Source organism: Sphingomonas sp. DBB INV C78, from assembly GCF_042693015.1.
Classification (GTDB): Bacteria; Pseudomonadota; Alphaproteobacteria; order Sphingomonadales; family Sphingomonadaceae; genus Sphingomonas_E.
Window position 1 is genome coordinate 2,333,608 of sequence record NZ_CP170544.1, and the last position, 24,625, is coordinate 2,358,232.

Consider the following 24,625-nt stretch of genomic DNA (forward strand, 5'->3'; position numbering starts at 1 on the left):
ATATTTGTCCTATAGCTCCAGTATAGTTTGAATATTGGAGCCGATGGCTCGAATTTCTCCGTGTCGCGATGATTGCGACAACATCAAAGATGGAGATCATCATGAAGACGAAGCTCGTTCGTCGCCTGATCCGCGTCGGATCAGCCAAGCTCGCCACCCATGCCAGCTTCGACGGCACGCATCGCGAGGGTGTCCTCAAATATTGGCCGTGACACCGCCCTGCCGGTGCCGGCAGGCGCAAGCAGCCGGCGCCGGCAGACCTTTGCGTTCCACCATGGGGAGACTGAAGATGAAGATGCAACCTTCCACCCGGCCCATCCGGCTCGTTCGCCTTGGAGCCGCCACGCGCGAAACCCGCGCGAGCTTCATGGGCAAATCGGCCGAAGGCGCGATCCGCTACGATCCCTGATCGTCATCGCGAGGCGCCGATCCGTGATCGGCGCCTCCGCCGTCCGACTGGCCAGGCCGGATCCGCGGTGGAGTACAGTCTCATGAGTGATTTGCTGCGCGAGGGCGTCCACGTGGTCGCGATCCATACGGATCTCGTCATCCTCGACGCTCCCCATGACGACTATTTCTGCATCGTCGACGCGCTGACCGACCATGGGCCAGATCCCGTGCTGAAGGAGGGCGCCGCTGCCGCGCTTGTCGACGCGGGGCTTTTGCGCGCAACAGCCGGGGCAACGATACCCCTCGACCGGCTTTTGCCGGCGCCGATGCGCGACTGGCACGACCTGCCGCCAGCCGGACCGGTCCGGATCACCGCGATCGACGTGGCGCGCTTTGTCGCGGCGTTGATATGGTCGCGAACGCATTTCGGCCGGCATCGGCTTCCCGGACTGATGAAGCTTCTTGCCGGACAAGGCGATCGGGTCACCGCCCCTTGCCTGAACGAACTCTCGGCTGCGGTCCGCAAATTCCAGACGATGATGATGTGGCTGCCCGTCCGACCGCTATGCCTGTTCCACTCTTTCCTGCTGCTGCGCTTCCTGCGGCTTTCCCACCTCAGTGCGGACTGGATCATCGGTGTCCAGCTCTATCCCTTCCAGGCGCATTGCTGGCTTGCTTGCGGCGATATTGTTGTCGGCGACGACGCGCATCGACTTGGCGCCTACCGGCCCATCCTTGTCCATAGCGGATTTGCCCGGTGACGCGCTTCGTCGCCGCAAGCTGGCCTGCGTTCGACGACACCGCCGCAATGCGCGCGCGCCGGCTCGCAGACGTCATCGAACGGCAGGCGCCAGGATGGACGATACTGGTCAATCTGCCTGGCTTTCTCGCCGCGGAATGGCGGCACCGCCCCGGTCCAGCGGCCGTTACACTGGGCGAGGGCCAGGCAGTCCTGTTCGGCGACCTGTTCGACCGTGCGGCGACCGATGCCGACCAGGTCGGTCCCGCGCGTCTAAACGGTATCGAGCGACTGGCGCCGCGCGCCTTTGCCGAGGCGCTCATTCAGGGGTGCTGGGGCAGTTATGTCGCCATTTTGCGCGGGCCGGGCTCGGCCTTGCATGTCGTCCGCGATCCGATCGGGGGACTGGATTGCCTCTCCTGGCGGTGCGATACGATCACGATTGTCGCCTCGCACCTGCCCGACTGGCTGCCTGAAATCGCAACACCTGCACTCGGCATCAATTGGGACCTTGTTCCGAACTTCCTGGTTGCCGCACCTGCGGTTGCCGAAGACATTGCCCTCGATGGCGTCGAGGCCATCCGGCCGGGCTCGCTCACGACCTTTCATCGCGGCGGCATGGAGCGCGAGCAGCTCTGGCATCCCGTTGCGTTCGCGAGCCGCCCCCACCCGGGCAACGCCCGCGAGCTCGAGGCGTGCGTCGACCGTTGTATCGCTGCCTGGGCCTCACTCTATGGCGCCGCGCCGGCCGAGCTGTCGGGCGGACTGGATTCGGCGATCGTCGCGGCAAGCCTCGACCGTGCCGGTACCGCGCCATCGCCTGCCTTCCATTATTTCACGCAGGACCGCGAAGGTGACGAGCGATGCTTCGCACGCTCGATCAGCGAGGCGCTCGGGTTGCAGTTGGTCGAGATCGAGCGCGACCGGCAGGCGATTTCTGCCGCCGATCTGGCGGGCCTCGCCGATGGAGTCCGACCGGGGCTCACCGGCATGGACGTGCATTATGATCGCGACCTTGGCCGCCGTCTTCGCCAGTTGGGGGCGAACGCACTCTTCACCGGCCAGGGCGGCGATGCCATCTTCTTCCAGATGCCGACCCCGACGGTCGCAGCCGATCTCCACGCGTGCGCCGGCTTCAGGCGAAAGCTCGACCTTGCCATCGGCATCGCCCGATGGACACGCGTGCCGATCTGGACCGTGCTCGGAACCGCAATATCGCGGCGCGCAACCGCGCTTGCCGTTTCGCCGGCTCCAGCCTTTCTCGGCCGGCAGCCCGTCGCGAGGCAAAGCTTCTGGCTTGAGGGCAGCGAGAGCGTCTCGCCGGCCAAGGCGATCCAGATCTGGGGTCTCGCCAACAGCCGGCTCTATTTCGTACCGAGCTATCGCGACCAGAGCGCCAGGCTCCTCCATCCGCTGATGTCGCAGCCCCTTGTCGAACTGGCGCTTTCCATCCCCGTGATCGACCTGACGCACGCCCGCCGCGACCGCGCTCTCGCGCGCGAGGCGTTCGCCGACCGCCTGCCGCAAGAGGTGGTCCGACGCCGCGGCAAGGGTGATCTGACCTCTTATTATGGGCGTCTTGTGGCAGCGAGCCTCGACACGCTCCGCCCGTTGCTGCTCGACGGGTTGCTGGCCGGACAGGGCATCATCGACCGCAGCGCGCTTGAACCTATGCTCGATGCCGAGGCGATCGCCTGGCAGGACGCGCATGTCGAGCTCCTCACCGCGGCGATCGTCGAAACCTGGGCCCGGCGATGGCAGGCACGAGCAGATGCGAGCCGCGGAGTCTCGGACCCGATGGGCACGGATATATGCACGGCCTAATCGCGCGCACCGCCAGCCGGGGCATCGCCCATCGTCCGGTTGAGAAAGCCGAACACCCGCGAATAGAAATCGCGAACATTGGCCGGACTGGTCACGACATGCCCTTCGCCCCAATAGGTGACAAGCATCGCATCCTTGTTCTGCCGGTAGAGCGCAGAGAACATCTCTTCGGCTTGCGACAAGGGCGCGATGTCGCGCTCGCCGTGCAGCAGCAGCATCGGTGTCATGATGCGGTCCGCCAGGAAAATCGGCGAATTTCGGGCATAGAGCATCGGGTCGGCCCAGGGTGTGGTGCCAAGCCGCGCCTGGCCATTTTCAGCCCAGCCCGACATGGCATTGACCGAAATGCCGTCTTCCGGCGCGATCCGGAGCGACGGCAGGAAGGTGCCCCGCATGCTGGCAAGATCATAGAGACCCGCCGAAGCGATGATCGCCTTGAACCTGTCCGTCTGCGTCGCGATGACGGCCGCCCCATACCCGCCGAAGCTGTGCCCCCACAGCGCCAGCCGCTCCGGATCGAAGAGGCCACGCCCCGCGGCATTGTCGACGGCAGCAAGCGTGTCGCGCGCGAGATCCCTGGCCGGCTCGCCCCGCGGCCGTGCCGGCAGGCTGGGCAGCAGCACGGCATAGCCCTCGCCCGCGAGAAGCTCGGCATTGGCATGGAAGCGATCGAGCTCGACCCCTTGCCCCGTCGGGCGCCGATCACTGAACATTTTGCCAGGATAGATGATGACCACGAGCGGCGGCGGCCCGGCCCGGGGGCGAGCCGGGAGGTAGAGCCAGTCGACGAGCCTTTTGTCCTCGCCGCTCAGGCGCTCGATCGGGACGGCGTGCGCGCCTTCGACCGCGCCGAGATGGGCGTTGATGCTGGCGAGCCGGACGGGTGCCATGCCACGCCTGCTGACCATCAGGCTCGCACGCTTATGGTCGTCGAGCGTCTCGAACACCGCGCTTTCGCGCCCCGGCAGCCAGGCCCGCGGAACCGCTTCGGCGGGCATGTCGAACCGGAGCGGCGCGCGGTCGGTCGGCCAGCGCGCGATCTGAATGGCGCTCCCCCTCGCCCAGAAAGCCACCGGCATTTCGCTCTCGCGCGCGTTGACCTTGCCCCGCATGCCCTTCTGGTTCACGCGCGGCAGCGGCTCCCACCCGCCCTCGAGCACGGCTTCAGCCTCGCCCTGCGCATGCACCATCCAGGCCTGGCCATCGCACGATGCCGTCAGGCCCCAGCGATAGGCGCCGACGACCGACGCGCCGGCACAGGGCAGTCCCTGCGTCAGATTGCGCGAAACATGGCCATCGAGCAGGTGCCAGTCGGCTCGCGCGTCGCTTGCCGTGCGGGCCAGCACGATCGGTGTGTCGCCCATCCAGTCGGCCGCGACATAAGGCGGAAAATCCGGGGCGCCGAAAAGTTCGGGTTGGAGCTCGCCGAGATCGAGTGGATGCGCACCGCCGGACCGATCGATCCGGTAGAGCTTGCCAGACCGCCAGTCGTCTCTCGCCTTGCGCGCAAAGATCAGAAGGGCCTTGGCCGACGGTGACCATGTCAGGAGGCCGGTCGCGACGTCGCAAGCCTGGCAAACCGACCGCATGTCACGATGGTCGAGATCGACCATCAAGAGCGTGCGGCGCCGGCTCTGCGTTCCGACACCTACCATGTCTTGCGGGGCTTGCTGGACCTCGTCGCCCTCCGCCAGCACCGCGATACGGCTGCCATCGGGCGAGAGCTCGAAGTCGACAAACTCGCCGGATGCAAGCCGGTCGATCCGACCACCCGTCTGGACCAGCAATAGCTCCCGATCGGGCGCGCGGCCCCGGACATCGCGGAACCGGCCGCTGCCAATCGCGGTGGCAGCCGCCTTCTCACCGCTCGCGGTCGCCGCCCAGTGCAGGGGCAACCGCTCGCTCGCTTGCCGACCTTCGCGCAACGCGGCCGGCATGTCGCCATGGCGGTGCGCCAGAACCACGAACTCGGTCGCGTTCCGCCACTGCACCGATCGGCCGTCAAGCGCCAGCCCGGGCGTGATGCCGAGCCAGCGGGTTGTCCCCGTCGCCATGTCGGTGAGCCCCAGCTCCCAGCGATGCGCCTGCAATCGGGCCACTGCAAGATGGGCGCCGTCGGGCGCGAAGGCCAAAGCGACATGCCCGCGGTCTCGCCGGCTCGCGATCAGCGGCTTTGCTTCACCGGGCCGGTCGAGATCGACAACCAGCAGATCGCTGCGCGCGATATCCATCTGGGTCTCGAAATCGAAGGCGACCGCCTCGTCCCAGGGTCTGCGCTTTTCGAGCACCAGCCAGCGTTCGCCGGGAGCGACCAGGACCGCCCCAAAGCTCTGCACCTTGAGGAGATCGTCGACGACAAAGGGTCGCGCCGTGACGGGCGATCCGTTCAAGGCGGCGAGTGCGACCATGCCAGCGGCATGGGCCAAGGTGCGCGGCCATCCGGTCATGAGACGGCCTCACCAGCGCTTGGTCAGCTGGAGGGCGATGAACCGCCCGACCGCATCGGCATTGGCCGCGTCATAGCCGACACCTCCAGGCGAGTCGTAGAATGGCGGATCGCGGTCGAAGAAATTCTGGATCGTGAAGGCGAGCGACAGGCCCTTGAGCCGGCTGGTATCAGGCGCCTCATAAGCGATCTGGAAATCCACCGTCGGCCACGCATGGATCCGGTTGCCCGCCAGATCGCGATACCGGTCGACATAATTGAGCGACGCGCTTGTCGTCCACGGCCCCCTTGTCCAGCTCGCCGTTGCGCGCCCGCGCAGGTCGATCGGCCGGCCCGCAAGGTTGAGGAGGTCGACCGAAGGCGCATCGGGCGTGAGCCGCTGGCGATAATGGAACAGATAGGACGCGTTGGCGGACAGGTCGAAGCGATCCATACCGGCCTGGAAGGCATAAGCGATCGTCAGGTCCATGCCGCTCACGTCGGTGCGCCCTGTATTGACGTAGCGCGAGTCGATGATCGCGCCGAAAACCTCCGGCGGAAAGATCCCGCCGACGGTCGAGTCCGGCCGGTTGATCAGCTCGGTCACGCGGGCGAGATCCGCCGGATTGGTCGAGGGACTGATCCGTTCGACGAAGGGCGCGAGCGCCGGATTGGTCAGCGCATTCTCGAAATCGTCGAGCGCGGGCGTGCCGATCCGCCGGCTGAAGATCGTCCGGAACCAGGTCGCGCTCAGCGTCAGGCCGTCGGTCGGGGTCGCATCCACGCCGACCGTCCACGAGCGCGCCTTCTCGGGTTCGAGGTCGGGATTGCCACCGGCCAGCGACAGCACGGCGGTCGACAGGCCATTGGCGTCGGTCAGGAAGGTGGCGTCGACGCCTTGCGGATCTCGCACCGCGCGCAGGCCCGGCGCGCGGAAGCTGGTACCGAAGGACGAACGCAGCCGAACCTCCTCGACCGGCGACCAGGCCAGCCCGATCTTCGGATTGGCCGTGGTGCCGAAGTCGCTATAGCGCTCGCCCCGGACAGCAGCGGACAATTCGAGGCGATAGGCGCCCTCCATCTCGTTATCGGGTCCAACGAGCGGCAGCCGGAGCTCGGCAAAGGCCGCTATCACGTCGCGATCGGCCGAGATGCGCACGCCGGGGACCGGCACGGCCGTGAACAGGAAATTCGCGGCTGAGCGGTCATATTTCTCGGTGCGATAGTTGATCCCCACCGCGAGCTTCGCCTCGCCGCCCGGCATCGCGAACAAAGGCCCGTCGCCATCCACATTGGCGGTCGCCACCCGCATATGAACGCGCTGACGCTGAAAACCGGTGCCGACGAAATCGAGCACCGCCGGGCTGTTGGCGCCGCCATCGCCATAGGGATTGAAATAGCCGTGCACCGCGGGATCATAACTGGTCGACGGATTGTCGGGCGTCGTACCCAGCGCTTCGCTCAGGGCGTTGCTGTTGAGGACATTGGCGACCCCGCTCTTGCCGAGCTCGCTGGCATAAGCGCCATAGGCCCGGACCTGCCAGTCCCGCCCGAGCTCGGCCTTCAGTTCTGCGCTCGTGCCGATCGTCTCGGCACTGCCCGAGCTGGTCGACGGTCCGAGCTCGTCGGTGAAGGAATAAGCGATAAGGTCCATCGGCGCATTGGTCGGCGAGACGAAGAAGGGATTGGCCGGCGTCACCACCATCACCGTCTGCGTCCCCGGTCCGCGGACCCGGAAGGAGCGGTGCGAATAGCGCGCGTCGGCGGAGAAGCTGATCGATGGGCTCAATTCCTGCCGCAAGAGTCCGAACAGGCTGTGCCGCGTCTGGCGCGGGGTAAGATCGGTCCCGAGCCGCCGGTTCTCGAGGTTGACGACCCCGGGCAGGAAATCGTCGGCGCCGAGCGCCGTCCCGTCCTGGCCCGCCGGGATCGCAAAGGCCGGCGCGAACGCGCCCGTTACCGGATCGAATGCGAGGATATTGCCGGGATGGCTGTAGAACAGGCTGTGATTGGTGCCGCCAAGCGGCGTCAGATCGTCGCTCTGGGCGAAGTCCCGGCTCGCCGACTTGAGTGCGGTGCGATGCTGATATTCATAGACCAGCATCGCCATACCCGAGGACCAGTTGGTCCCGATCGACTGGCCGAGCTGGGCCTCGTGAAGGGCGCCGTCGGTCACCGTCCCGACCCGCATCCGCGTCTCGGGCCCTGCATAGCGATCCTTGAGGATGATGTTGACGACGCCGGCGACCGCATCCGAACCATAAAGCGCCGAGGCGCCGTCGAGCAGGATCTCGACGCGCTCGGTTGCAGCCAGCGGAATGCTCGACAGGTCCGAAAAGCTGCCATTGGCGCCGGCCCCCGCCATCCGCCGGCCATTGATCAGTACGAGTGTCGCCTCAGGGCCAAGGCCGCGCAGGTTGACGCCGGTCGCGAGCGTCGAATTGCTGCCCGAGCCGTCGGCAAGCGTCAGCGCGCTCTGCTCGGTCGCGGCGCCGATGAAATTCTGCGGCACCGCCGAGATGGCGGCGGCGACCGATGCATAGCCTGCCTTGTCGATATCGTCGCGGTCGAACGTTGCAACGGGCGAGCTCTCCTGGCCGGCCCCGCGAATATGCGTGCCGGTGACAATGATATCGGGTGTCGCCGGCGCAGCCTGCTCGCCTGCCGGCAGGGCGCCGGACGTGGGGCCGCGAGTGGGCTGCGCCGGCGCCGGGCTTGCGGGCTTCGCCCGCTTCGCGCGTGCGGTGCCGGCCTTCCGCAGCACCACCACCCGGTCGTTGACCTTGCTATATTCGATGCCGCTGCCCGCGAGCAGGCGCTCAAGCGCCGCGTCGGCGGTCATGCTGCCCTGGAGCGGCGGCGCGATCTTTCCCGCGACGAGGTCCGACGAATAAAGGAGCTGGCGACCGCTCAGGCGCCCGTAGATCTTGAGCGCCTGGTCGAGCGGCACCGACAGTTGCGAGAAAGTGAAACTTGTCGGCGCGGGGCGCGCGACCAGGGGTATCCCCATGCACAGGATCATCGCCGCTGCAGAAACGCGCAGCAGATGATTGACGCCCCGGCCTGCCTCTTCTGTTTCGCTCACCATATTCGTCCCCCGATCCGGCCGGTCGTAAGGGCGACCGGCCGGGGGCAGGTCACGATGACCTGCGATAATGGGGAAACGTTGGCCGCAAGTCCCGACCCTAAGTGGGTGAACGGATTTTTTTACTTGGAAAGAGTTTACACGGCGGGAACCAGGCGCTTCCCGCCGCCGGGAAGCGGTTCGGCCCTGAGCGGCATCAGCTCGGTCACCGCCAAGATGAAGGCATCCGTATCGCCGATGTCGAAACTGCCATTGACCCTGGCATCGGCGAGCCCGGGTGCGGCCAGCTCGATCCGCGCCTTCGCGTATCGGTTGACCTCGGCAACGGCTGCCGCAAGCGGCGTGTCGGTCAGCACGATCTTGCCGCTCGTCCAGCTGGTCAGCGCGGCGGTGTCGACGCGCACCGCTTCAGCCTTCCGGCCCGCGCGAAGCGTCAGGCCGTCTCCGGGCACAAGCCGTATCGGCAGCGATCCCAGGTTGAGGCCGTCGCGCACCTCGACCGCGCCCTCGGCAAGCAGCACCTGAACGCTCTTCGCATCGCGACGGACATCGAAGCGCGTGCCGAGCGCGGTCACACGGCTTTCGCCCGCATCCACCACGAACGGACGGCCGGCATCGTGCGCGACCTCGAAGAAAGCCTCGCCGCGATCGATCGCGATCCGCCGTTCGTGCCTCGTAAAACGCTGCTCAAGGCGGGAATCGGTGTTGATCCGGATGCGCGAACCGTCGTCCAGCACGACGAGTCGCTGCTCGCCGACCGCGGTTTCATAGGCGGTCGGCATCGCCAGCAGGAACAAGGCGGCGACGCCGGCCAGCGCGATCGCCAGCGCCGCGGCCAGCGCCGGGCGCGTCCCCGGACGACTGAGCCAGCGCGTCAGGCGCTCGCCGACGGTCGGCCGGTCGAGCGCACCGGCGAGCGCACGCGCAATTTCGCTGTCAGCCGCCAATTGCCCCGAGCGCTCCCAGATATGCGTCACTTTCTCGAAGGCCGAGGCATTGGCGCCCTCGCGGCGCCAGGCGTAGAAATCCTCGATCGACTGGCTGTCCACCTGACGCTGGTTGAGCCGCGCCGCCCACTCGGCCGCCTCGCGCTCGACGCGCGCCTGATCCCCCTCGGTCATGGCAATGCCTTGCCTAGTCCCGCAGCTGTTCCGCCAGACGTGCCAGCGCCTTGCTCATGCGCCATTCGACCGCCTTTACCGAGATGCCTAGATGACGAGCTATCTCGTCATAGGTCATCTGCGTGAACCGGCTCAATAGAAAGACGTCGCGCAATTTCTTCGGCAAGCCCAGCACCAGCTGCTTGAGAAGCAGTTCGGCCTCCTGTTCGGCGGGCGCCGAAAGACCTGGCAGGGCCGCCGCATCGTCCAGTCCATCGGCAACCAGGCCGCCGCGAATGACGTTGCGCCGCATATGGTCGCGCGCGAGATTGATCGCGATCTGGCGGAGCAAAGCCTTGGGATGCCGCCCGGCATCTTCCGCGTCGTAGCGCGCCACCCGGATATAGGCTTCGTGGACCATGTCTTCCGCCAGATGCCCGTCTCGTCCGAGCCGGCGGCGGAGCACGCCGCCGAGCCAACCCGCATAAAGCCGGTACAATCCGTCCAGCCCGGCGACGGAGGAGCCCGTCGTCGATTTCTCCAGTTCGCATCTGTCCACGCGCGCCACGACCTAGCTCTCCTTGCCGGGGGCGGGGAATTGCCTGGGATGCGCGCAACAGACACGCACATGATCGCGCGAGGCCGATGACCCGCACGTATCGACGGGACGTGAAGACAGCGTCGCGCTGCCACGTCCCTTTCACCGCAGGGGATTCCACGCCCCTGTCGCCGATTGTTGCGGCGACGGCGCTCAAGCTGTCCCAATCGAATCCCGAGCGCAAGCCCCAAGCCGACCACGGGGAATCGAGGGCAGAGACGCCGGCGTGGCCATGTTCCGCAACTCGTGGGTCTCCCTTGGCCGACAGGCTGAAGCGGCCTGGAGGTCCGCAGGTGCAACGAACGGCACGTTGTTGGGTCTCGTCCATTTCTCAAGCCAGGAGCCGCGGATGTCGAACGGGCGGGTGGTGAGCACAGGATTTCTATCCACCCGGGATCTCGAAAATCTGGGGACCGGATTTCGACGGCATTTTGCGGTGCCGCAGGATGACATCTTTGCCCACCTCCTCCGGCAACTCGACCGGATCGAAGCCCGACCGCACCAGGATGGCGTGTCATCAGGTCCAACTCTGACAAACCCAGACTTCAGTCCGTCGTGGCGTAGACAGACCACCGGCACATCATGTTCCGGATAGGTAAAAATCCCGGGCCTCGGTCTCCCGACTCGCTTTGCTGGCCTGGCGGCACCGCTCCGCGCGGCTCGACATCGGCGCGCGGGCAAGGCAGCATCATCGTCCGAGCAGGCTGGAGCAATCCCGCATGGACGATTTCGACACGCTGATTTGCCACTGGCAGCTCGCCCTGCGCGGCAAGGATGCCCATTGGGTGCCAATCGAGAATGACGGCGCTTCGCTCTATGCAAAGATCCCGTACGATGCGGTCGACGCATTTGCCGAAACCGCGCCCGATGATCTGCTTGAAGCAACGGACGGCCTCGCCGGCGTGTTCGAGACGGCCATTCGTCGCGCACTGGCTTGCGGCCGAACCTCGTACGTTGCTGACGGCGATGGCTCGAATCGACAGCATCGCGTGGTGACCGTCGAGACGACCGACCTTCAGGCGACATTCACGCCGCAGGCCTGATGGTGACAGGCTAGAGATTGCGCCATCTTGCGCCGGGGGGAGTGAGAAACATGCCGGTCTACTTCGAACTGGGCTCCGGCCGCGAGGCTGAGGGAGAGGTGATCAGCTTCCAGGGCAGCTATCTGGACCAGCAGGTCTCGGGCTTGATCACGCGTGAGGCGCTCGAGGACTTGTGGGGTTCGGCCCCACCAGCGGACAATTGGGTCGACTTGTTCAAACTGCTGGAACGCGAGATCTTCGATCTCGCTGCCGCCAAGGTCCGCCGCGGCCTGGTCGAACCCGACGGATCGGTCGCCGTTCGTATCGGCGATCGCCAGATCCTGAAAGCCGTCCGGTAATTTTCGCGGAGATTGCGCCCAACACCCGGCGCAGTCCCGGCCATCATGCAACGCCGGCGATGCACCGGAATTCCCACTGCGAGAGGACTCGATCGTCGATGATACATCCCTCAGATCGCCGCAGGACCGCTCGCGGATCGCGATGGGCGAGGAGTATGAAGTTGCCTATTGGACGAAGACGTTCGGCGTGAGCCGCGAAAAATTGCAACAGGCGGTGGATGCCGTCGGCAACAATGCCGATGCGGTCCGGGCGCATCTGAAAGCATGAAGCTGGCCGACATTCGGGCAGGCTGGCTTCGCCTGCTGCGTCACGGTGCTCGCGCCGGTGCGGGGATGGCCTGATCGCAATCGTACGGGGGGGGGCCAGTGGCCGACCCGTCGGTTCAGGCCGTTTTCAACGAGAGCCGTCGGCGCGGCGCGCCCTCCTCGGCAACAGGCGCGCCGGGAAGCTGATGCCCGTCCAGGATGGCTCGGGCCCTGGCTGCGCGCCGGCTGTGACTTTCGGCGAGCTCCACATGCGACCGGCGCACCGCGGGGTCGGTCGCGGCGTCCGCTCGCGCCCTCTCCTCCTTTTCGCGTCTGAGATGATGATTGAGATCGGCGAGCGTGATCATGCCATCCTCCGCCTCTCCCGAGGTCCGGTTCGGCCTCGGAGATCATGACTTTCTAAACGCGCTTGTTTGCCTTTCTGTTGCGATGGACCGTGTTCGGACGAGCAAAATCTCCGCCTTCCCACCAACAAATGTCCTTCACCGCATAAGTCATCGGGCGCCTCGCTGACGCGACCAGGCTCTATGGCGCAAATTCGCGCCACCGAGCCCGCGGCGCGCGCGGTCTCGGCCGTGCGGTAACGATCCTTTGCGCATGAGAAGGATCGTGGCTTCGCCCCGGTCCGAATGTGGACACAGCGCTGCCGCGCGGTGGCGCCCCTGTTCGACGCCACCCGAAAAAGCGGGTGCGGGCGACGCTCGTCCCTGGGCCCGGCGCGGCCGGGACCAAGTCCGGCTGTACCAGCCGGACTCCTCCTCTTCGTTACGGCCCTTCGGGTGTTCCCGACCGCTCGACCGGGCCCCTTCCCTCGCTTGTCGCCGCCCTCCCCCGCTTTCCGGGGTGGCTTTGGTTTTTTGAGAAGTGAGGAGGATGCAATGGCGAAGTCCGCCAACCCTCGCGCGCGTCGGGAACCCCGCGAAGCGCGTGAAAACCTCTATGACAATGTCACCCGTCGCATCATCGCCCAACTCGAGGATGGCCGCATTCCGTGGGTCCAGTCATGGGGCAATGCCGCCGCCTCGGTCTCGCTTCCGCGCAATGCGCTGAGCGGTCGCGCTTACTCGGGAATCAACATCCTGCTCTTGTGGGGCGCGGTCATCGAGCGCGGCTATTCCGGGCAAGGCTGGCTGACCTTCCGGCAGGCATTGATGGCCGGCGGCCATGTCCGCAAGGGCGAGGAAGGCGTGACCGTCGTCTATGCCGACCGCTTCACCCCGGAGGCCGAACGTGAACGCGCCAGCCGCGACGGCGACGACGCGCGCGGCATCGCCTTTCTCAAGCGCTTCACCGTCTTCAATGTCGCGCAATGCGAGGACTTGCCCGAAGGCTTGAGCGAGGATGCGCCGCCGCTGCCGGACCGCGAAATCGTCCCCGTCGCCGAGGCGCTGATCGCCGCCACGGGCGCTGATTTCCGGATCGGCGGAGATAAGGCATTCTATGCGCCCGGCCCGGATTTCGTGTCTGTGCCGCCGCAACCGGCCTTCACAGATCAGATCAATTATTATCGCACTGCGCTCCATGAGCTCGGCCACTGGACCGGCCATGGCACGCGGCTGGCCCGCGACCTTTCCAATCCGTTCGGATCGGATGGCTATGCGCGCGAGGAACTGATCGCCGAACTCTGCTCAGCTTTCCTCTGCGCGTCGCTCGGCATCACGCCCACCGTCCGCCATGCCGATTATGTGGGTGCGTGGCTGGACGTGCTGAAGGGCGATGCCCGTGCCATCTTCCGCGCTGCCAGCGCCGCCTCGAAGGCGGCCGACCATCTGCTGGCGCTCGGCGGTCCCGCTGTCGCCGCCCTGCTGGGAGAGCGGCCATGATCCTGCTCCCCGAACCCTTGCGGCTGGCGCTGCGCCTTCAGTCCGACCGTGCCGCCGCAGCCGAAGCGCGTGGCATCGCCCTTGATCCCGCGCCCTTGCTCAAATTGTTCGACCCGCTGGGGCCGGCGACATGGCTCGCGACCGAACTTGGCCGCGATGGCGACACCTTGTTCGGGCTGGCCGATCTCGGCTTCGGCTGTCCCGAGCTGGGCTATTTCTCGCTGCGCGCCATCGCCTCGGTCCGGCTTCCGTTCGGCTTGCGGATCGAACGCGACGTGACGTTCCAAAGTCAGAATCCGCTTTCGGTCTGGGTCGACCAGGCGCGCCGCGCCGGCTCGATCCGCGCCGCCGAAACCGAGCTTGTGCGCGAGGCCTTTCGGCCTGCGCGAATCGATCCGCACCGGCGTTTTCCCGCCAGCAATGATGATGGCGAGGACCGTCCGGACGGATGACGCGGGCGGCGCGTCTCGCCGTCGGAAAACCGGCCCCGTCCTCTCGGCAAAGATCGACGGGACCGGCACTCACGAAGGAGTGTTCCCATGAAACTCGAATATATCGCCCTCGACAAGCTTTCGATTTCCGCCGCCAACATGCGCTGTGGGAAGAAGGCACCCGACATCGCCGACATCCTCCCGTCCGTGCGTGCGCGCGGCGTGCTCGTGCCGCTCCTCGTCCGCCCCAATTGCGCGGACGGCCATTATGAGATCGTCGCCGGGCGCAGGCGCTATCATTGCGCTCAGACCTTGGCGGCAGATACCGGCGAGGTCGGGGAACTCCCCTGCGCGATCATGGACGGCGACGAAGGAACGGACGATGCGGCCGCGCTCGAAGCCTCGCTGATCGAGAATGTCGCGCGCGCCGATCCCGACGAGGTCACGCGCTGGACGAGCTTCGTCCGGCTGGTAAAGGAAGGCCGGAGCGTCGAGGAAATCGCTTCGACCTTCGGCCTGCCCGAGCTTGCCGTCCGCCGCACGCTCGCACTCGGCAATCTGTTGCCCCGCATCCGCGACCTCTATGCCCGGCAGGAAGTGGACGCGGCTTCGATCCGGCATCTGACGCTCGCATCCAAGGCGCAGCAGAAAGCGTGGCTCGCGCTGCGCGACGATCCCGACGCCTGTCTGCCGCGCGGTCATCAGTTGAAGGCATGGCTGTTCGGCGGCCAGTCGATCGCGACCGGCGTGGCCCTGTTCGACATGGGCTGCTTCACCGGTCCGATCGTCGCCGACCTGTTCGGCGAGGGCGGCTATTTCGTCGATTGCGACCAGTTCTGGACCGCGCAGAACGCCGAGATCGAAGCGCGGCGCGACGCCTATATCGCGGCCGGGTGGAGCGATGTCGTCATCGTCCCGCCGGACACGCATTTCCACAGCTGGGAATATGAAAAGACGCCCAAGCGGAAAGGCGGGCGCATCTATGTCGATGTCCGGGCCAATGGCGAGGTGACCTTCCACGAAGGCTATCTGTCGCGCACGGAAGCCCAGCGTCGCGAGCGCGCGAACAACGGTTCGGGCGAGGTGGCGCGAGCCACCCGACCCGAGATCAGCGGCAATATGCAGACCTATGTCGATCTCCATCGCCACGCCGCCGTGCGCGCGACATTGCTCGACGCTCCGGCATTGGCGCTGCGGTTGATGGTCGCGCATGTCCTGCTGTCCGCCGGCCATTGGCATGTCCGCACCGACCCGCGCCTGTCGCGCAACGACTCGGTGCAGGCGAGTGCGGACGAAGCCCCGGCCGAGGCCGTGTTCGATGCAAAACGGCGCGCGGTGCTGGCCTTGCTCGACATGGATGCGGAAACGCCCAACGTCGCCGGCAGCCATGGCGGCGAGCATGATCTGGCGCGGCTGTTCACGGTGCTGGCGGCGCTTTCGGACGACGACTTCCTCGCCGTCGTCGCGGTCGTGATGGGCGAGACTTTGGCGTGCGGCAGCGCCATCGTCGATCTGCTCGGACATCGCCTCAACGTCGACATGGCCGCGTGGTGGGAAGCCGATCAGGCCTTCTTCGACGGCGTTCGCGACCGCGAGGTGCTGACCCGGATGCTCGCCGAAATCGGTGGTGAAACCGTCGCCAGCGCGCACGCCGATGCCAAGGGCAAGCTCATCAAATCGGTCATCACGGACCATCTGAACGGCGAGAATGGCCGCAACAGGGTGGAGAAATGGGTGCCGCGCTGGATGGCGTTTCCACCATCCGCTTACACGCCACGCGGTGGCGTCGGGACGGTCGCGTCCCATGCCACCATCGCCGATCTCATCGGCGATGGGGATGCCCCGGACGCCGGCAAGGAAGCCGCCGTTCCGACCGGTTCCGGTGATGGCGATGCTCCGCCGGACGATGCTCCCGATCACGCCATCGCGGCGTGACGGACACGGGGCTGCCATCGGCCGCCCCGTTTCTTTCCATCAATCGGATGGGCCTGAAATTGGGTCGCCGCGCGCCACTCGAAAGTGGCGCGCGGCGCATCTGCAAGCCGCCTGGATATCGACTGCAGTCTCCCGGTCCGCCTCCGGGGGGTAGCGGAGCGAAGAGCGTCCGGTGCCCCACACAGCGGACGTCGGATATTCCTATAGCATCGTCCGGCGGCGCGCGATTTGATTCGGATCAGAGCCCGCCCGCTGCCCGGGATCGGGCCATCGAAGGCTCCCAAAAAGTCCGCGCGCCGCATATATGCGGCGCGCGGCAATGCTGCGATCCCCCTGTGGAAGATGCAGAGGCCGTGCCTAACGGAGAGGGATCGTGCGGCACGAGCGCGCGCGCCAGCCCCACGACCGGCAGCAGCACACTTCCTCCGCTAGCACCCTGCTCCACGCCCTCGAATTGATATGCGTCAAACCCTCGCGGAAATCGCAGGGACGCTGGGCCGCGACATCGTCGGCGAAGGTCCGCCCGCCGCCCGCGCCGAACCCGGTGATGTCCACACCGGAATTGATCAGGACCGCATGACGCTCTGGCCCTGCCCCCATCTTGCGGGCGCTCCACCGAGATTGAAGGACTCTCCCGGCACACGATCTGCCGTCCTTCCGCGGCTGGCGCCACGGCGCTGCAACTTCACTCCTCTCCTTGCGCTTCACTGCCCTTCGATCACGATGATTGAGGTCTGCCGCGGTCCCGGCCTCGGGCGCGCAACGGCTGCTCGCAATCTTTTTCCCCGCGCGGGTTCCCCACGCTCCTCGCGCATCAAAAAGACCGCTCGGCTGCCCTCCTTCGCTGGCGCTGCGGCCCTGCCGGGTGCGCGCGGCCGGAACCCGCGACCGTCGACCGTCATCGCAATCGCATTGGGCGGCGCGACCAAGGACAGGAGCATATCATGGCTACCATCGGCACCTTCACCCGCGGCGAGGACGGCAGCTTCGCAGGGACCATCCGGACCCTCACCCTCAACGTCAAGGCCAGCATCAAGCCGGTCGCCACGGACAATGACAAGGCCCCCGACCATCGGGTCTATGCCGGCGTCACCGAGTTCGGCGCGGGCTGGTCCAAGACCTCGCGCGAGGGCCGCGACTATCTCTCGCTCAAGCTCGACGACCTTTCGCCGTCGAGGTCCTGTCAGCGTCGCCGCTTCAAGCGCTCACTCATGCCGACGGCGCGACCTGGCTCGACCGCGAGATGACGAGTAGCCAGCCGGTGCATTTGCGTGACGGCGGGTTCGGGCGCGAGATACGGCAGGCGCAGACATCGCGACAGGTCTGGCTCGTCGAGCAGGGTCTGGCCGACCATTCAGGCACGACGATCCAATATCCCCGCGACCTCGTCGCCCAGCTGCAGCGGCGAGAGCTGTTGCGGGTCGCTTCAGGACTGTCCGGTGAGCTGGGCATACCCTTCACCGAGCCGCAAGATGGTTCGCACATCGAAGGTGTCGTCCGCCGTCGTGTCGACCTGGTCAGTGGGCGCTTTGCGTTGATCGACAATGGTCGCGAATTCAGTCTCGTGCCCTGGCGCCGCGTATTAGATCGACAGATCGGCAAGGAGGTCAGCGGGATCGTTCGCGAGGATCGCGTCAGCTGGACATTCGGGCGCCAGCGTGAAGGTCCGATGATCTCTTGAATGCCGCATAAGTTTGTTCTTTTTTTGTTCTCGAAAGCCCGTTATACTGGTTCGCTCGACATTAGGCAGTTGGCCGAGGGAGATTCGAGGAGACTGTCATGGGTCATTCGGCAGACACTGATGATCTAATCGCCCTGACCCGCGCGAACAGGATCGATGCGGTCGATCTCATGGGGATTGCCGAGGCCAAGGGGGATGTGAACATCGCCTATGGTTTCTTCGGATTCGATCCCTTCGGCGGCATGGATTCGGCGAGGCTGACGGTCATGACACGCGGCGCCGATGGTCGTGCGGCACGAGTTCCGGCTCATTACGAATTGCGCTGGCCGACGGCCCTTAGCCCGGTCTGGGATTGCGACACTTACGTTTCCGGCCCACCGCACCGCGTGCTCATCGCTGGGCCGGTTCCCGACGTGATAATCGATGTGAACATTCCTGCCCGCGGCGACCACATATTTCGCCTGAAATCGCGCGACGCATCCGAGGCGCCGGAGCGCGATGCCGATGGCAATTATCTCGACGTCAGTGGCGACCCCATTTTTACAGGCATTACGCTGCACGATTATCCCGATGTGACTGTCGATCGGGAGACACATGTTATTCGCCGGCCTGCCCATAAGTCGGTCGAGATCGAATGGGAGAATGGCAGGACCGATCGGATTCCGGCTGAATGGCAACTCATGCTCCCGCCTTACGAATGTGGCTTCGATGACGGTGTGGAGGTTTCCGGTCCGCCTTTCTGGACTTTGCTTCCAGTATCCGACCCGCGGTTTGGATGGACCCTGGATATGGAGACGCTCGAGCTGAAGGGATTTCGTTATAAGCCGGAACTCCGTGTGGTCGATTGATCGCCATCGGTGCCGAGATTTGGCTCGGATTTATCACCCGCTTGCCACTGGCTTCGTTCCCCGCTTATCGGATGTCCATGATCCGCGAGATATGGGCCTGCGCCAACCAAATTTTGAGCCAGTATGGCGACGCGGCGACCTTGCATGCGGCGCAGCGCGCGGAGGAGCTGTTGGTAAACGGCGACATTGAGGGCCAGCGCACATGGCTGCGGATTCTTGCACGGATCAATGCCCTCGAAGCCGCGCCACCACCATCTGCCCAACTCAACTGACACCATCGCTCCATGACAATTCTGCTCTCACTGCTTTTTGCCGTCGTGCCCGCGGGCGCCAGCTTCGACTGCACGCCGACACGCGTCTGGGACGGCGACGGTCCGATCTGGTGCGCGGAAGGGCCAAAGATCAGACTGGAAGGTATCGCGGCGCGCGAAATTGACGGCAGCTGCCGTCGCGGCCACCCCTGCCCAAGCGCCAGCGGCGAGGCAGCGCGAGATCAGCTCGTCATGCTGCTTGGAGGTGCCAGGGGGCGCACGCGTTCCGGCCATATCCTGGTAGTAGCGCCCACCATGCATTGCCGATCCGACGGTTCAGGTATGCGGGAGCGAACCCAGGCCTTGTGCAACCTGCCTGGCGTCGGCGATCTTAGCTGTGCCATGGTGCGTTCCGGGACAGCACTTCGCTGGAAAGCCTATCATGGCGACAAGGTTTGCAGCTGATGCCGCGCGGAAAACGGGTTGCTGACACGGGGCTCCTCATCCGGGATCGCGGGCTCATCCTCCAGCGTGATGCTGGCGGCACCTGGCGCCTTGACGTCAATCGCATCCCTGTCGAACTAATTGGATGCCGCGTGCGCATCACCGGCACGCGCTCGGAGTTCGATCTGGTCGATGTAGATCGTATCGAGCCCTGTTAATTTCAGTGGTGATTACAATGGGCCGCTTCGTCGGACGATCCGGAAAGTCAGGACTTAGGTGCCAATCGCGGGAAGCGGACATTCCCTACGGACGGCGCCGCGTCTTCATCCGACCAAGATGCGTCGTTCGCCGGTCGCGCTTTCAACGACAGCCTCGGCCAAAACCTGCCGCTCGGTCGGCGTCAAACCGTTCGGCAGCAATGCGCCCTAATATCGGTAGTTCGAAGCGCCTACCAAATTTCATAAAAGCGGTCATCCGTAGGGCACGTAGTTAGCGCAGAATTCCCGCAGCTCCATCGGTCGATCGTCGAGTTAGAGTACACTGACAGCCGTGCACGGCAACGGGCGCCTCTTAGTCTTCCTCTCCGAAGTCCTCGAGAGATTCGATTATCATCGCCTGGGTGACCTCGTCCCTGATCGCGTCCATTTCCGCCGTCGATCCGGCCGAGAAATGTTTGGCTAGTGTGACTGACGCTTCATAAGTCGCGACGCGTGACGCTACCGTCCTCATCTGCCGAAGCGCGGTATGATGGCGGTCATGGTCGCCGGCGCGCACCATCTGCGGCAGCATCTCAACAACGGGAAGCAATGGACCTTCCCCGGTGGCAGCTCGGTGAGCAACCACCTGTCCCAGAACGCCACACAGAAAGCCGAGGTCAGGAGCAATTCGGATGGCAAACCGACGCGCCCGCTGGGCCGTTGACGATCGAGGTGCACTCTTCGTGACTTCACCTTCATGCTTTCGAACATATGCGAGCAGCCATTCTTCGATCTCGACCAGCGTTCGACCGCCGCACCACATTGCTGTCAGATCCCGGAGGGCCCCGAGCGTGCGCCGTGCCGTCGCCTTTGGCTTAGTCGAGTTCGTGTAGGCGCGGCCGAACACGGACTCGAGTGCCGTCTCCCGCATGAAGATGCCGATGTCCTGTGACCGATTGCCCAAGCGCAGAATTCAAATCGTCTGAGCCTAACTGGGTCGGATCCGGCGAGAACGCGCGGTTAGCGAGCAACTGGGCCTCCGCGGCGTCGCCTACTTACACATCGTCTACGAGTTGATGCCCACGGGCAACATGGAGACCGCCGAGTTCGAGAAGCACCATGTCGAGCATGAGTTTCTCGGCCGGGTCCGTTCGACCTTTCCAGGCGCGATCATATGGTGCGGCGGCTTCACCACCCGCGAGGAAGCCCAGGCAGCGCTCGACACCGGCCTGGTTGATCTGATCGCGTTCGGGCGGCCGTTCATCGGAAATCCGGACTTGCCCGAGCGTCTCAAGCATGGCTGGCCGCTGACCGAGGCGGACCGCTCGACCTATTACACCCGCCGCGGAGAGGTCGGCTACACGGACTTTCCCACCTACAAGGCGCCCTTGAGCAACGTTAACGGCGAGCCCGTCGAGGCCTAGCTGCCAACTTCATCGCCCGATATATCGAACGCTACCGGTGGATCGCTTATGTCGGCCTCGCCGTGATCCTCTATGTGGCTGTCAAAATGATCTGCGAGGGCTGGATCGACCCCGCCGTCGGAATGATGCGACTATTCGGCTAGCCAAGGCGGAAGGATGGCGGTGTGAGCCGGCTCCAGCTGGTTATGCCGGCGACGGCGGCAACGGATTTTTGGGACCTGTCTGGCGTCCCGCTTGTGTCCCTGAACCAGGCCAGCGACCCGCCGGTCGCCGCCCCACGTAGGGGCGACGCCGACGAGCCAGTTCGGAATAAGATCAAGCCGCCTGGTGTGCGGCCTTCGGAGCCTCGATCCGATCGTTGGCGGGATGGCTGCCACCGATCTCGATCTTGCGCGGCTTCATCGCCTCGGGGACGACACGCTTGAGCTCGATCGAAAGCAGACCGTTCTCGAAGCGGGCATTGCCCACCTCGATGAAGTCGGCGAGCTGGAAACGACGCTCGAAGGTGCGGGTCGCGATGCCGCGATGCAGATACTGACGCTGGTCGTCCTGGTCGGCTTTGTTGCCGATGACGGTCAGCTGATTCTGTTGGGCGACGATCTCGATCTCGTTCGGCGCGAAGCCGGCGACCGCGAGCGTGATGCGATAGCCGTCTTCGTTTTCGCGCACGATGTCGAAGGGCGGATACCCATCCGTCGGCGTGTCGGCACGCGTACCCGTTTCGAGCAGATCGAAGAGCCGGTCGAAGCCGACCGTGGAACGCCGGAACGGCGTGAAGTCGAAGTTGGTCCTCATATCCAAATCCTCCAAATGAAGCGATCTGGGCACGAGGAGCGCCGGCAATGTCGGGAGCCAGCGCCCTCTATGTCCCACCGGACCCGAACACGGCGCCCGGCACCGATGAGCTAGGAAACGGAAAATCGGCCTTCAAGATTTTCGACGAAAAAATTTTCGTCGAGGCGGGATGTAATCCGACAACTCACTGGAGAGTGATGATCCCGTTGGCCGCCTGCCATTCACTGGGCCGAATCAACCGGTCGTGGGCGATCCTCACCGAATGGAGCGCCGCCCTGATCTCGAGACCCCAATAACCCAGGAAGTCGAACAGCACCGGGAAGTCGGGCGCGAGGTCATATTCCTGCCAGACGAACAGCTGGAGCAGCGAAGGCGCATCAGGCCGATAATAATGGATCTCGGCGGTGGTGAGCCCATAGCCCTCCAGCTGCGCGATGAAAGCCCGGTCGCTCATTGCAGCGATGCGCCGCTGGCCAGTCGCTCATCGAGCGCTCGCATCGCAGCAAACACGTCATCGACGGAAACGGCCTGCTTCACACCCGGTGGCCTACGCAAGGCGGGCTGGTCTGTCACCGCGGATCGATCGGACGCCCAGGATGCGAGGATGGCACGTTTAACCTCGGGCTCCAGGCTCGGGTGACGCACAACATCGAAGGGATGGAGATAGTGGGAAAAAGGTTCGGACATGGCGATACCTCCTGTCTGACTGCCGCTCCTTTCTCGGCCGGCGTGGCGCCGGCAACCGGCAGATTTTGGTCGAGGTCATCGTCTGGTCAAGAGTGGCGGCCGCAGGGTCCGCGAAAAAAATTTCCTCTTGGCACTCCCAAATCACGAGTGCTAAAAATTCCCTGCGCGGGTGCCAGGAGGCGGCTGTCCGTTCCCCTGTGGTCCGCCCGCGACTGCCGTCGCGCGAGCGCTGGCAGATCCTATCATCGCTGAAGCAACAGGAGGTTTGTGCTCATGCATTTCCGTCCCCTTCACGATCGCGTACTCGTGCGCCGTGTCGAGGCCGAGGAGAAGACGGCCGGCGGGATCATCATCCCCGACACCGCCAAGGAGAAGCCGCAGGAAGGCGAGGTGGTCGCGGTCGGCGCCGGTGCGCGTGACAAGGACGGCGAGCTTGTCGAACTGGCCGTCAAGGCCGGCGACCGGGTGCTGTTCGGCAAATGGTCGGGTAGCGAGGTCCGGGTCGATGGCGAGGATCTGCTCATCATGAAGGAGAGCGACATCCTCGGCATCATCGACAATGTCGTGCCCCTTAAGCAGGCGGCCTGATCGACCGATCCTGCTCCGAACCATCAACCACAATCTTTGAAAGGACAGGAGACAAATACCATGGCTGCCAAGGACGTGAAATTTGCGTCGGACGCGCGTGATCGCATGCTGCGCGGCGTGGATGTGCTGGCCAATGCCGTGAAGGTGACGCTGGGGCCCAAGGGCCGCAACGTCGTGATCGATAAGAGCTATGGCGCGCCGCGCATCACCAAGGACGGCGTGACCGTTGCCAAGGAGATCGAACTCGCCGATAAATTCGAGAATATGGGCGCGCAAATGCTGCGCGAGGTCGCCAGCAAGCAGAACGACAAGGCTGGCGACGGCACGACGACGGCGACCGTGCTCGCTCAGGCGATCGTGCGCGAGGGCGCCAAGGCGGTCGCCGCCGGCATGAACCCGATGGACCTGAAGCGTGGAATCGACCTCGCCGTCGGTGCCGTGGTGAAGGATCTGGAGAGCCACGCCCGCAAGGTCTCGGCGAACAGCGAGATCGCGCAGGTCGCGACCATCTCGGCCAATGGCGACGAGGAGGTCGGGCGTATTCTCGCAGAAGCGATGGAGAAGGTCGGCAACGAGGGTGTGATCACCGTCGAGGAGGCCAAGAGCCTCGCGACCGAGCTCGAAACGGTCGAGGGCATGCAGTTCGATCGGGGCTATCTCTCGCCTTACTTCATCACGAACGCCGAGAAGCTCAAGGTCGAGCTCGACGATCCCTACATCCTGATTCACGAGAAGAAGCTGTCGAACCTGCAGGCGCTCGTGCCGCTGCTCGAGAAGGTCGTGCAGTCGGGCCGTCCGCTGCTGATCATCGCCGAGGATGTCGAGGGCGAGGCGCTCGCCACGCTCGTCGTCAACAAGCTGCGCGGCGGCCTCAAGGTCGCGGCAGTCAAGGCACCGGGTTTCGGCGATCGTCGCAAGGCAATGCTCGAGGATATCGCCATCCTGACCGGCGGCAATGTTGTCTCCGAGGAGCTCGGCACCAAGCTTGAGAATGTCACCGTCAACATGCTTGGCCGCGCCAAGAAGGTGACGATCGACAAGGACAACACCACGATCATCGATGGCGTCGGCACGAAGGCGGACATCGATGCCCGCGTCGTCCAGATCCGCCAGCAGATCGACACCACGACCAGCGACTATGACCGCGAGAAGCTGCAGGAGCGGCTCGCCAAGCTCGCCGGCGGCGTGGCCGTGATCCGCGTCGGCGGCGCGACCGAGGTCGAGGTCAAGGAGAAGAAGGACCGGGTCGACGACGCGCTCCATGCCACCCGCGCCGCGGTCGAGGAAGGCGTCCTGCCGGGTGGCGGCATCCCGCTACTCCGGGCGATCAAGGCGCTCGATGGCATCAAGGCCGCCAATGATGACCAGCAGTCGGGCATCGACATCGTCCGGCGGGCGCTCCGCGCGCCCGCACGTCAGATCGCCGAGAATGCCGGCGAGGACGGCGCCTACATTGTCGGCAAGCTGCTTGAAAACCAGGACTATAACTGGGGCTTCAACGCCGCGACGGGCGAGTATCAGGATCTCGTCAAAGCGGGCGTCATCGATCCGGCCAAGGTCGTGCGCACCGCGCTGCAGGATGCCGCATCCGTTGCCGCACTGCTGATCACCACGGAAGCACTCGTCGCCGAACTGCCCAAGGACGAGAAGCCAGCGGCGGCCATGCCCGCGATGGACTATTGAGCTGAAGGGCCGCGGTCGGCAGATCGCGG

At 65.0% G+C, this 24,625-nt stretch carries 26 protein-coding genes and 1 pseudogene; 18 read left to right on the forward strand and 9 right to left on the reverse strand.

What is annotated here, in order from left to right; genetic code table 11:
- The first annotated feature begins 491 nt into the window (after positions 1 to 491).
- Both ACFB49_RS11075 and ACFB49_RS11080 read left to right on the forward strand, forming a co-directional pair.
- Positions 492 to 1,151, forward strand: coding sequence for a lasso peptide biosynthesis B2 protein (locus ACFB49_RS11075; RefSeq protein WP_380879401.1), 660 nt, complete (start codon positions 492 to 494; stop codon positions 1,149 to 1,151).
- The gene (locus ACFB49_RS11080) at positions 1,148 to 2,953 is read left to right on the forward strand and encodes an asparagine synthase-related protein (RefSeq protein ID WP_380879403.1); all 1,806 of its coding nucleotides are present in this window, start codon (positions 1,148 to 1,150) and stop codon (positions 2,951 to 2,953) included. The genes ACFB49_RS11075 and ACFB49_RS11080 overlap by 4 nt, the downstream gene beginning before the upstream one ends.
- Here the strand turns inward: ACFB49_RS11080 and ACFB49_RS11085 are convergent.
- The 4 genes from ACFB49_RS11085 to ACFB49_RS11100 all read right to left on the reverse strand — a co-directional run bounded on the left by ACFB49_RS11085 (position 2,950) and on the right by ACFB49_RS11100 (position 10,131).
- A complete protein-coding gene (locus tag ACFB49_RS11085; protein ID WP_380879405.1) occupies positions 2,950 to 5,400 on the reverse strand; it encodes a prolyl oligopeptidase family serine peptidase in 2,451 nt (816 codons plus the stop codon). The two genes, ACFB49_RS11080 and ACFB49_RS11085, sit on opposite strands and share 4 nt — an antisense overlap.
- Before the next feature lie 9 nt (positions 5,401 to 5,409).
- Positions 5,410 to 8,466 (reverse strand): TonB-dependent receptor, encoded by a 3,057-nt coding sequence (locus ACFB49_RS11090; RefSeq protein ID WP_380879407.1) that lies wholly within the window; start codon positions 8,464 to 8,466, stop codon positions 5,410 to 5,412.
- 134 nt (positions 8,467 to 8,600) lie between these two features.
- Positions 8,601 to 9,584, reverse strand: a complete 984-nt coding sequence (locus ACFB49_RS11095; protein ID WP_380879409.1) for a FecR family protein — start codon at positions 9,582 to 9,584, stop codon at positions 8,601 to 8,603.
- 13 nt (positions 9,585 to 9,597) lie between these two features.
- Positions 9,598 to 10,131, reverse strand: coding sequence for an RNA polymerase sigma factor (locus ACFB49_RS11100; RefSeq protein WP_380879411.1), 534 nt, complete (start codon positions 10,129 to 10,131; stop codon positions 9,598 to 9,600).
- 749 nt (positions 10,132 to 10,880) lie between these two features.
- Here ACFB49_RS11100 and ACFB49_RS11105 point away from each other — a divergent pair.
- The 3 genes from ACFB49_RS11105 to ACFB49_RS11115 all read left to right on the forward strand — a co-directional run bounded on the left by ACFB49_RS11105 (position 10,881) and on the right by ACFB49_RS11115 (position 11,810).
- Positions 10,881 to 11,204, forward strand: a complete 324-nt coding sequence (locus tag ACFB49_RS11105) for a hypothetical protein (protein WP_380879413.1) — start codon at positions 10,881 to 10,883, stop codon at positions 11,202 to 11,204.
- 50 nt (positions 11,205 to 11,254) lie between these two features.
- The gene (locus ACFB49_RS11110) at positions 11,255 to 11,542 is read left to right on the forward strand and encodes a hypothetical protein (RefSeq protein WP_380879415.1); all 288 of its coding nucleotides are present in this window, start codon (positions 11,255 to 11,257) and stop codon (positions 11,540 to 11,542) included.
- 91 nt (positions 11,543 to 11,633) lie between these two features.
- Positions 11,634 to 11,810, forward strand: coding sequence for a DUF3606 domain-containing protein (locus ACFB49_RS11115; protein ID WP_380879933.1), 177 nt, complete (start codon positions 11,634 to 11,636; stop codon positions 11,808 to 11,810).
- A 115-nt stretch (positions 11,811 to 11,925) separates the two neighbouring features.
- Here the strand turns inward: ACFB49_RS11115 and ACFB49_RS11120 are convergent, their stop codons facing one another.
- A complete protein-coding gene (locus ACFB49_RS11120; protein ID WP_380879417.1) occupies positions 11,926 to 12,156 on the reverse strand; it encodes a hypothetical protein in 231 nt (76 codons plus the stop codon).
- 531 nt (positions 12,157 to 12,687) lie between these two features.
- Here ACFB49_RS11120 and ACFB49_RS11125 point away from each other — a divergent pair.
- The 9 genes from ACFB49_RS11125 to ACFB49_RS11165 all read left to right on the forward strand — a co-directional run bounded on the left by ACFB49_RS11125 (position 12,688) and on the right by ACFB49_RS11165 (position 19,440).
- On the forward strand, positions 12,688 to 13,632 hold the full coding sequence (locus ACFB49_RS11125; protein ID WP_380879419.1) for an ArdC family protein: 945 nt from the start codon (positions 12,688 to 12,690) through the stop codon (positions 13,630 to 13,632).
- Entirely contained in the window at positions 13,629 to 14,084 is a 456-nt protein-coding gene (locus tag ACFB49_RS11130; RefSeq protein ID WP_380879421.1) for a DUF2958 domain-containing protein, read from the forward strand. Before ACFB49_RS11125 ends, ACFB49_RS11130 begins: the two co-directional genes overlap by 4 nt.
- An 87-nt stretch (positions 14,085 to 14,171) precedes the next feature.
- Positions 14,172 to 15,998, forward strand: a complete 1,827-nt coding sequence (locus ACFB49_RS11135; RefSeq protein ID WP_380879423.1) for a ParB/RepB/Spo0J family partition protein — start codon at positions 14,172 to 14,174, stop codon at positions 15,996 to 15,998.
- Positions 15,999 to 16,942: 944 nt separating this feature from the next.
- Positions 16,943 to 17,245, forward strand: coding sequence for a DUF736 domain-containing protein (locus ACFB49_RS11140; protein ID WP_380879425.1), 303 nt, complete (start codon positions 16,943 to 16,945; stop codon positions 17,243 to 17,245).
- The gene (locus ACFB49_RS11145; RefSeq protein WP_380879935.1) at positions 17,179 to 17,679 is read left to right on the forward strand and encodes a DUF3363 domain-containing protein; all 501 of its coding nucleotides are present in this window, start codon (positions 17,179 to 17,181) and stop codon (positions 17,677 to 17,679) included. The genes ACFB49_RS11140 and ACFB49_RS11145 overlap by 67 nt, the downstream gene beginning before the upstream one ends.
- Positions 17,680 to 17,849: 170 nt before the next feature.
- Positions 17,850 to 18,527 carry a hypothetical protein gene (locus ACFB49_RS11150; RefSeq protein ID WP_380879427.1) on the forward strand — a complete coding sequence of 226 codons (678 nt, stop codon included), beginning with the start codon at positions 17,850 to 17,852 and terminating at the stop codon, positions 18,525 to 18,527.
- Entirely contained in the window at positions 18,524 to 18,799 is a 276-nt protein-coding gene (locus ACFB49_RS11155; protein WP_380879429.1) for a hypothetical protein, read from the forward strand. The genes ACFB49_RS11150 and ACFB49_RS11155 overlap by 4 nt, the downstream gene beginning before the upstream one ends.
- A gap of 12 nt (positions 18,800 to 18,811) precedes the next feature.
- Positions 18,812 to 19,243 carry a thermonuclease family protein gene (locus ACFB49_RS11160; RefSeq protein WP_380879431.1) on the forward strand — a complete coding sequence of 144 codons (432 nt, stop codon included), beginning with the start codon at positions 18,812 to 18,814 and terminating at the stop codon, positions 19,241 to 19,243.
- A complete protein-coding gene (locus ACFB49_RS11165) occupies positions 19,243 to 19,440 on the forward strand; it encodes a DUF5818 domain-containing protein (RefSeq protein WP_380879937.1) in 198 nt (65 codons plus the stop codon). Before ACFB49_RS11160 ends, ACFB49_RS11165 begins: the two co-directional genes overlap by 1 nt.
- A gap of 352 nt (positions 19,441 to 19,792) precedes the next feature.
- On the opposite strand, the gene ACFB49_RS11170 is transcribed toward ACFB49_RS11165, so the two are convergent.
- A complete protein-coding gene (locus ACFB49_RS11170; RefSeq protein ID WP_380879433.1) occupies positions 19,793 to 20,383 on the reverse strand; it encodes a hypothetical protein in 591 nt (196 codons plus the stop codon).
- A 127-nt stretch (positions 20,384 to 20,510) separates the two neighbouring features.
- On the opposite strand from ACFB49_RS11170, the gene ACFB49_RS11175 reads away from it, so the two are divergent.
- Both ACFB49_RS11175 and ACFB49_RS11180 read left to right on the forward strand, forming a co-directional pair.
- A complete protein-coding gene (locus ACFB49_RS11175) occupies positions 20,511 to 20,843 on the forward strand; it encodes a hypothetical protein (protein WP_380879939.1) in 333 nt (110 codons plus the stop codon).
- Positions 20,828 to 20,986, forward strand: a pseudogene (locus ACFB49_RS11180) (TerC family protein); the annotation flags it as partial. The gene ACFB49_RS11175 and the pseudogene ACFB49_RS11180, both read left to right, overlap by 16 nt.
- A gap of 172 nt (positions 20,987 to 21,158) precedes the next feature.
- Here the strand turns inward: ACFB49_RS11180 and ACFB49_RS11185 are convergent.
- The 3 genes from ACFB49_RS11185 to ACFB49_RS11195 form a co-directional block, all read right to left on the reverse strand.
- The gene (locus ACFB49_RS11185; RefSeq protein ID WP_380879941.1) at positions 21,159 to 21,638 is read right to left on the reverse strand and encodes an Hsp20 family protein; all 480 of its coding nucleotides are present in this window, start codon (positions 21,636 to 21,638) and stop codon (positions 21,159 to 21,161) included.
- A 184-nt stretch (positions 21,639 to 21,822) separates the two neighbouring features.
- The gene (locus ACFB49_RS11190; RefSeq protein WP_380879435.1) at positions 21,823 to 22,092 is read right to left on the reverse strand and encodes an usg protein; all 270 of its coding nucleotides are present in this window, start codon (positions 22,090 to 22,092) and stop codon (positions 21,823 to 21,825) included.
- Positions 22,089 to 22,325, reverse strand: coding sequence for a hypothetical protein (locus ACFB49_RS11195; RefSeq protein ID WP_380879437.1), 237 nt, complete (start codon positions 22,323 to 22,325; stop codon positions 22,089 to 22,091). Before ACFB49_RS11195 ends, ACFB49_RS11190 begins: the two co-directional genes overlap by 4 nt.
- A gap of 273 nt (positions 22,326 to 22,598) precedes the next feature.
- On the opposite strand from ACFB49_RS11195, the gene groES reads away from it, so the two are divergent.
- Together groES and groL are read left to right on the forward strand one after the other, a co-directional pair.
- Positions 22,599 to 22,913 carry a co-chaperone GroES gene (gene groES / locus ACFB49_RS11200; protein WP_380879439.1) on the forward strand — a complete coding sequence of 105 codons (315 nt, stop codon included), beginning with the start codon at positions 22,599 to 22,601 and terminating at the stop codon, positions 22,911 to 22,913.
- Between the two features lie 60 nt (positions 22,914 to 22,973).
- Positions 22,974 to 24,596, forward strand: a complete 1,623-nt coding sequence (gene groL, locus ACFB49_RS11205; RefSeq protein WP_380879441.1) for a chaperonin GroEL — start codon at positions 22,974 to 22,976, stop codon at positions 24,594 to 24,596.
- Positions 24,597 to 24,625 lie beyond the last annotated feature (29 nt).

What these genes read in the sequence shown, in the direction of transcription:
- groL (WP_380879441.1), top strand. Translation starts at nt 22,974, where the DNA reads ATGGCTGCCAAGGACGTGAAATTTGCGTCGGACGCGCGTGATCGCATG.
- ACFB49_RS11090 (WP_380879407.1), bottom strand. Translation starts at nt 8,466, where the DNA reads ATGGTGAGCGAAACAGAAGAGGCAGGCCGGGGCGTCAATCATCTGCTG.
- ACFB49_RS11120 (WP_380879417.1), bottom strand. Translation starts at nt 12,156, where the DNA reads ATGATCACGCTCGCCGATCTCAATCATCATCTCAGACGCGAAAAGGAG.
- ACFB49_RS11175 (WP_380879939.1), top strand. Translation starts at nt 20,511, where the DNA reads ATGGAGACCGCCGAGTTCGAGAAGCACCATGTCGAGCATGAGTTTCTC.
- ACFB49_RS11195 (WP_380879437.1), bottom strand. Translation starts at nt 22,325, where the DNA reads ATGTCCGAACCTTTTTCCCACTATCTCCATCCCTTCGATGTTGTGCGT.
- ACFB49_RS11140 (WP_380879425.1), top strand. Translation starts at nt 16,943, where the DNA reads ATGGCTACCATCGGCACCTTCACCCGCGGCGAGGACGGCAGCTTCGCA.
- ACFB49_RS11185 (WP_380879941.1), bottom strand. Translation starts at nt 21,638, where the DNA reads ATGAGGACCAACTTCGACTTCACGCCGTTCCGGCGTTCCACGGTCGGC.
- ACFB49_RS11110 (WP_380879415.1), top strand. Translation starts at nt 11,255, where the DNA reads ATGCCGGTCTACTTCGAACTGGGCTCCGGCCGCGAGGCTGAGGGAGAG.
- ACFB49_RS11105 (WP_380879413.1), top strand. Translation starts at nt 10,881, where the DNA reads ATGGACGATTTCGACACGCTGATTTGCCACTGGCAGCTCGCCCTGCGC.
- ACFB49_RS11075 (WP_380879401.1), top strand. Translation starts at nt 492, where the DNA reads ATGAGTGATTTGCTGCGCGAGGGCGTCCACGTGGTCGCGATCCATACG.
- ACFB49_RS11085 (WP_380879405.1), bottom strand. Translation starts at nt 5,400, where the DNA reads ATGACCGGATGGCCGCGCACCTTGGCCCATGCCGCTGGCATGGTCGCA.
- ACFB49_RS11130 (WP_380879421.1), top strand. Translation starts at nt 13,629, where the DNA reads ATGATCCTGCTCCCCGAACCCTTGCGGCTGGCGCTGCGCCTTCAGTCC.
- ACFB49_RS11095 (WP_380879409.1), bottom strand. Translation starts at nt 9,584, where the DNA reads ATGACCGAGGGGGATCAGGCGCGCGTCGAGCGCGAGGCGGCCGAGTGG.
- ACFB49_RS11190 (WP_380879435.1), bottom strand. Translation starts at nt 22,092, where the DNA reads ATGAGCGACCGGGCTTTCATCGCGCAGCTGGAGGGCTATGGGCTCACC.
- ACFB49_RS11165 (WP_380879937.1), top strand. Translation starts at nt 19,243, where the DNA reads ATGCCGCGCGGAAAACGGGTTGCTGACACGGGGCTCCTCATCCGGGAT.
- ACFB49_RS11160 (WP_380879431.1), top strand. Translation starts at nt 18,812, where the DNA reads ATGACAATTCTGCTCTCACTGCTTTTTGCCGTCGTGCCCGCGGGCGCC.
- groES (WP_380879439.1), top strand. Translation starts at nt 22,599, where the DNA reads ATGCATTTCCGTCCCCTTCACGATCGCGTACTCGTGCGCCGTGTCGAG.
- ACFB49_RS11150 (WP_380879427.1), top strand. Translation starts at nt 17,850, where the DNA reads ATGGGGATTGCCGAGGCCAAGGGGGATGTGAACATCGCCTATGGTTTC.
- ACFB49_RS11135 (WP_380879423.1), top strand. Translation starts at nt 14,172, where the DNA reads ATGAAACTCGAATATATCGCCCTCGACAAGCTTTCGATTTCCGCCGCC.
- ACFB49_RS11125 (WP_380879419.1), top strand. Translation starts at nt 12,688, where the DNA reads ATGGCGAAGTCCGCCAACCCTCGCGCGCGTCGGGAACCCCGCGAAGCG.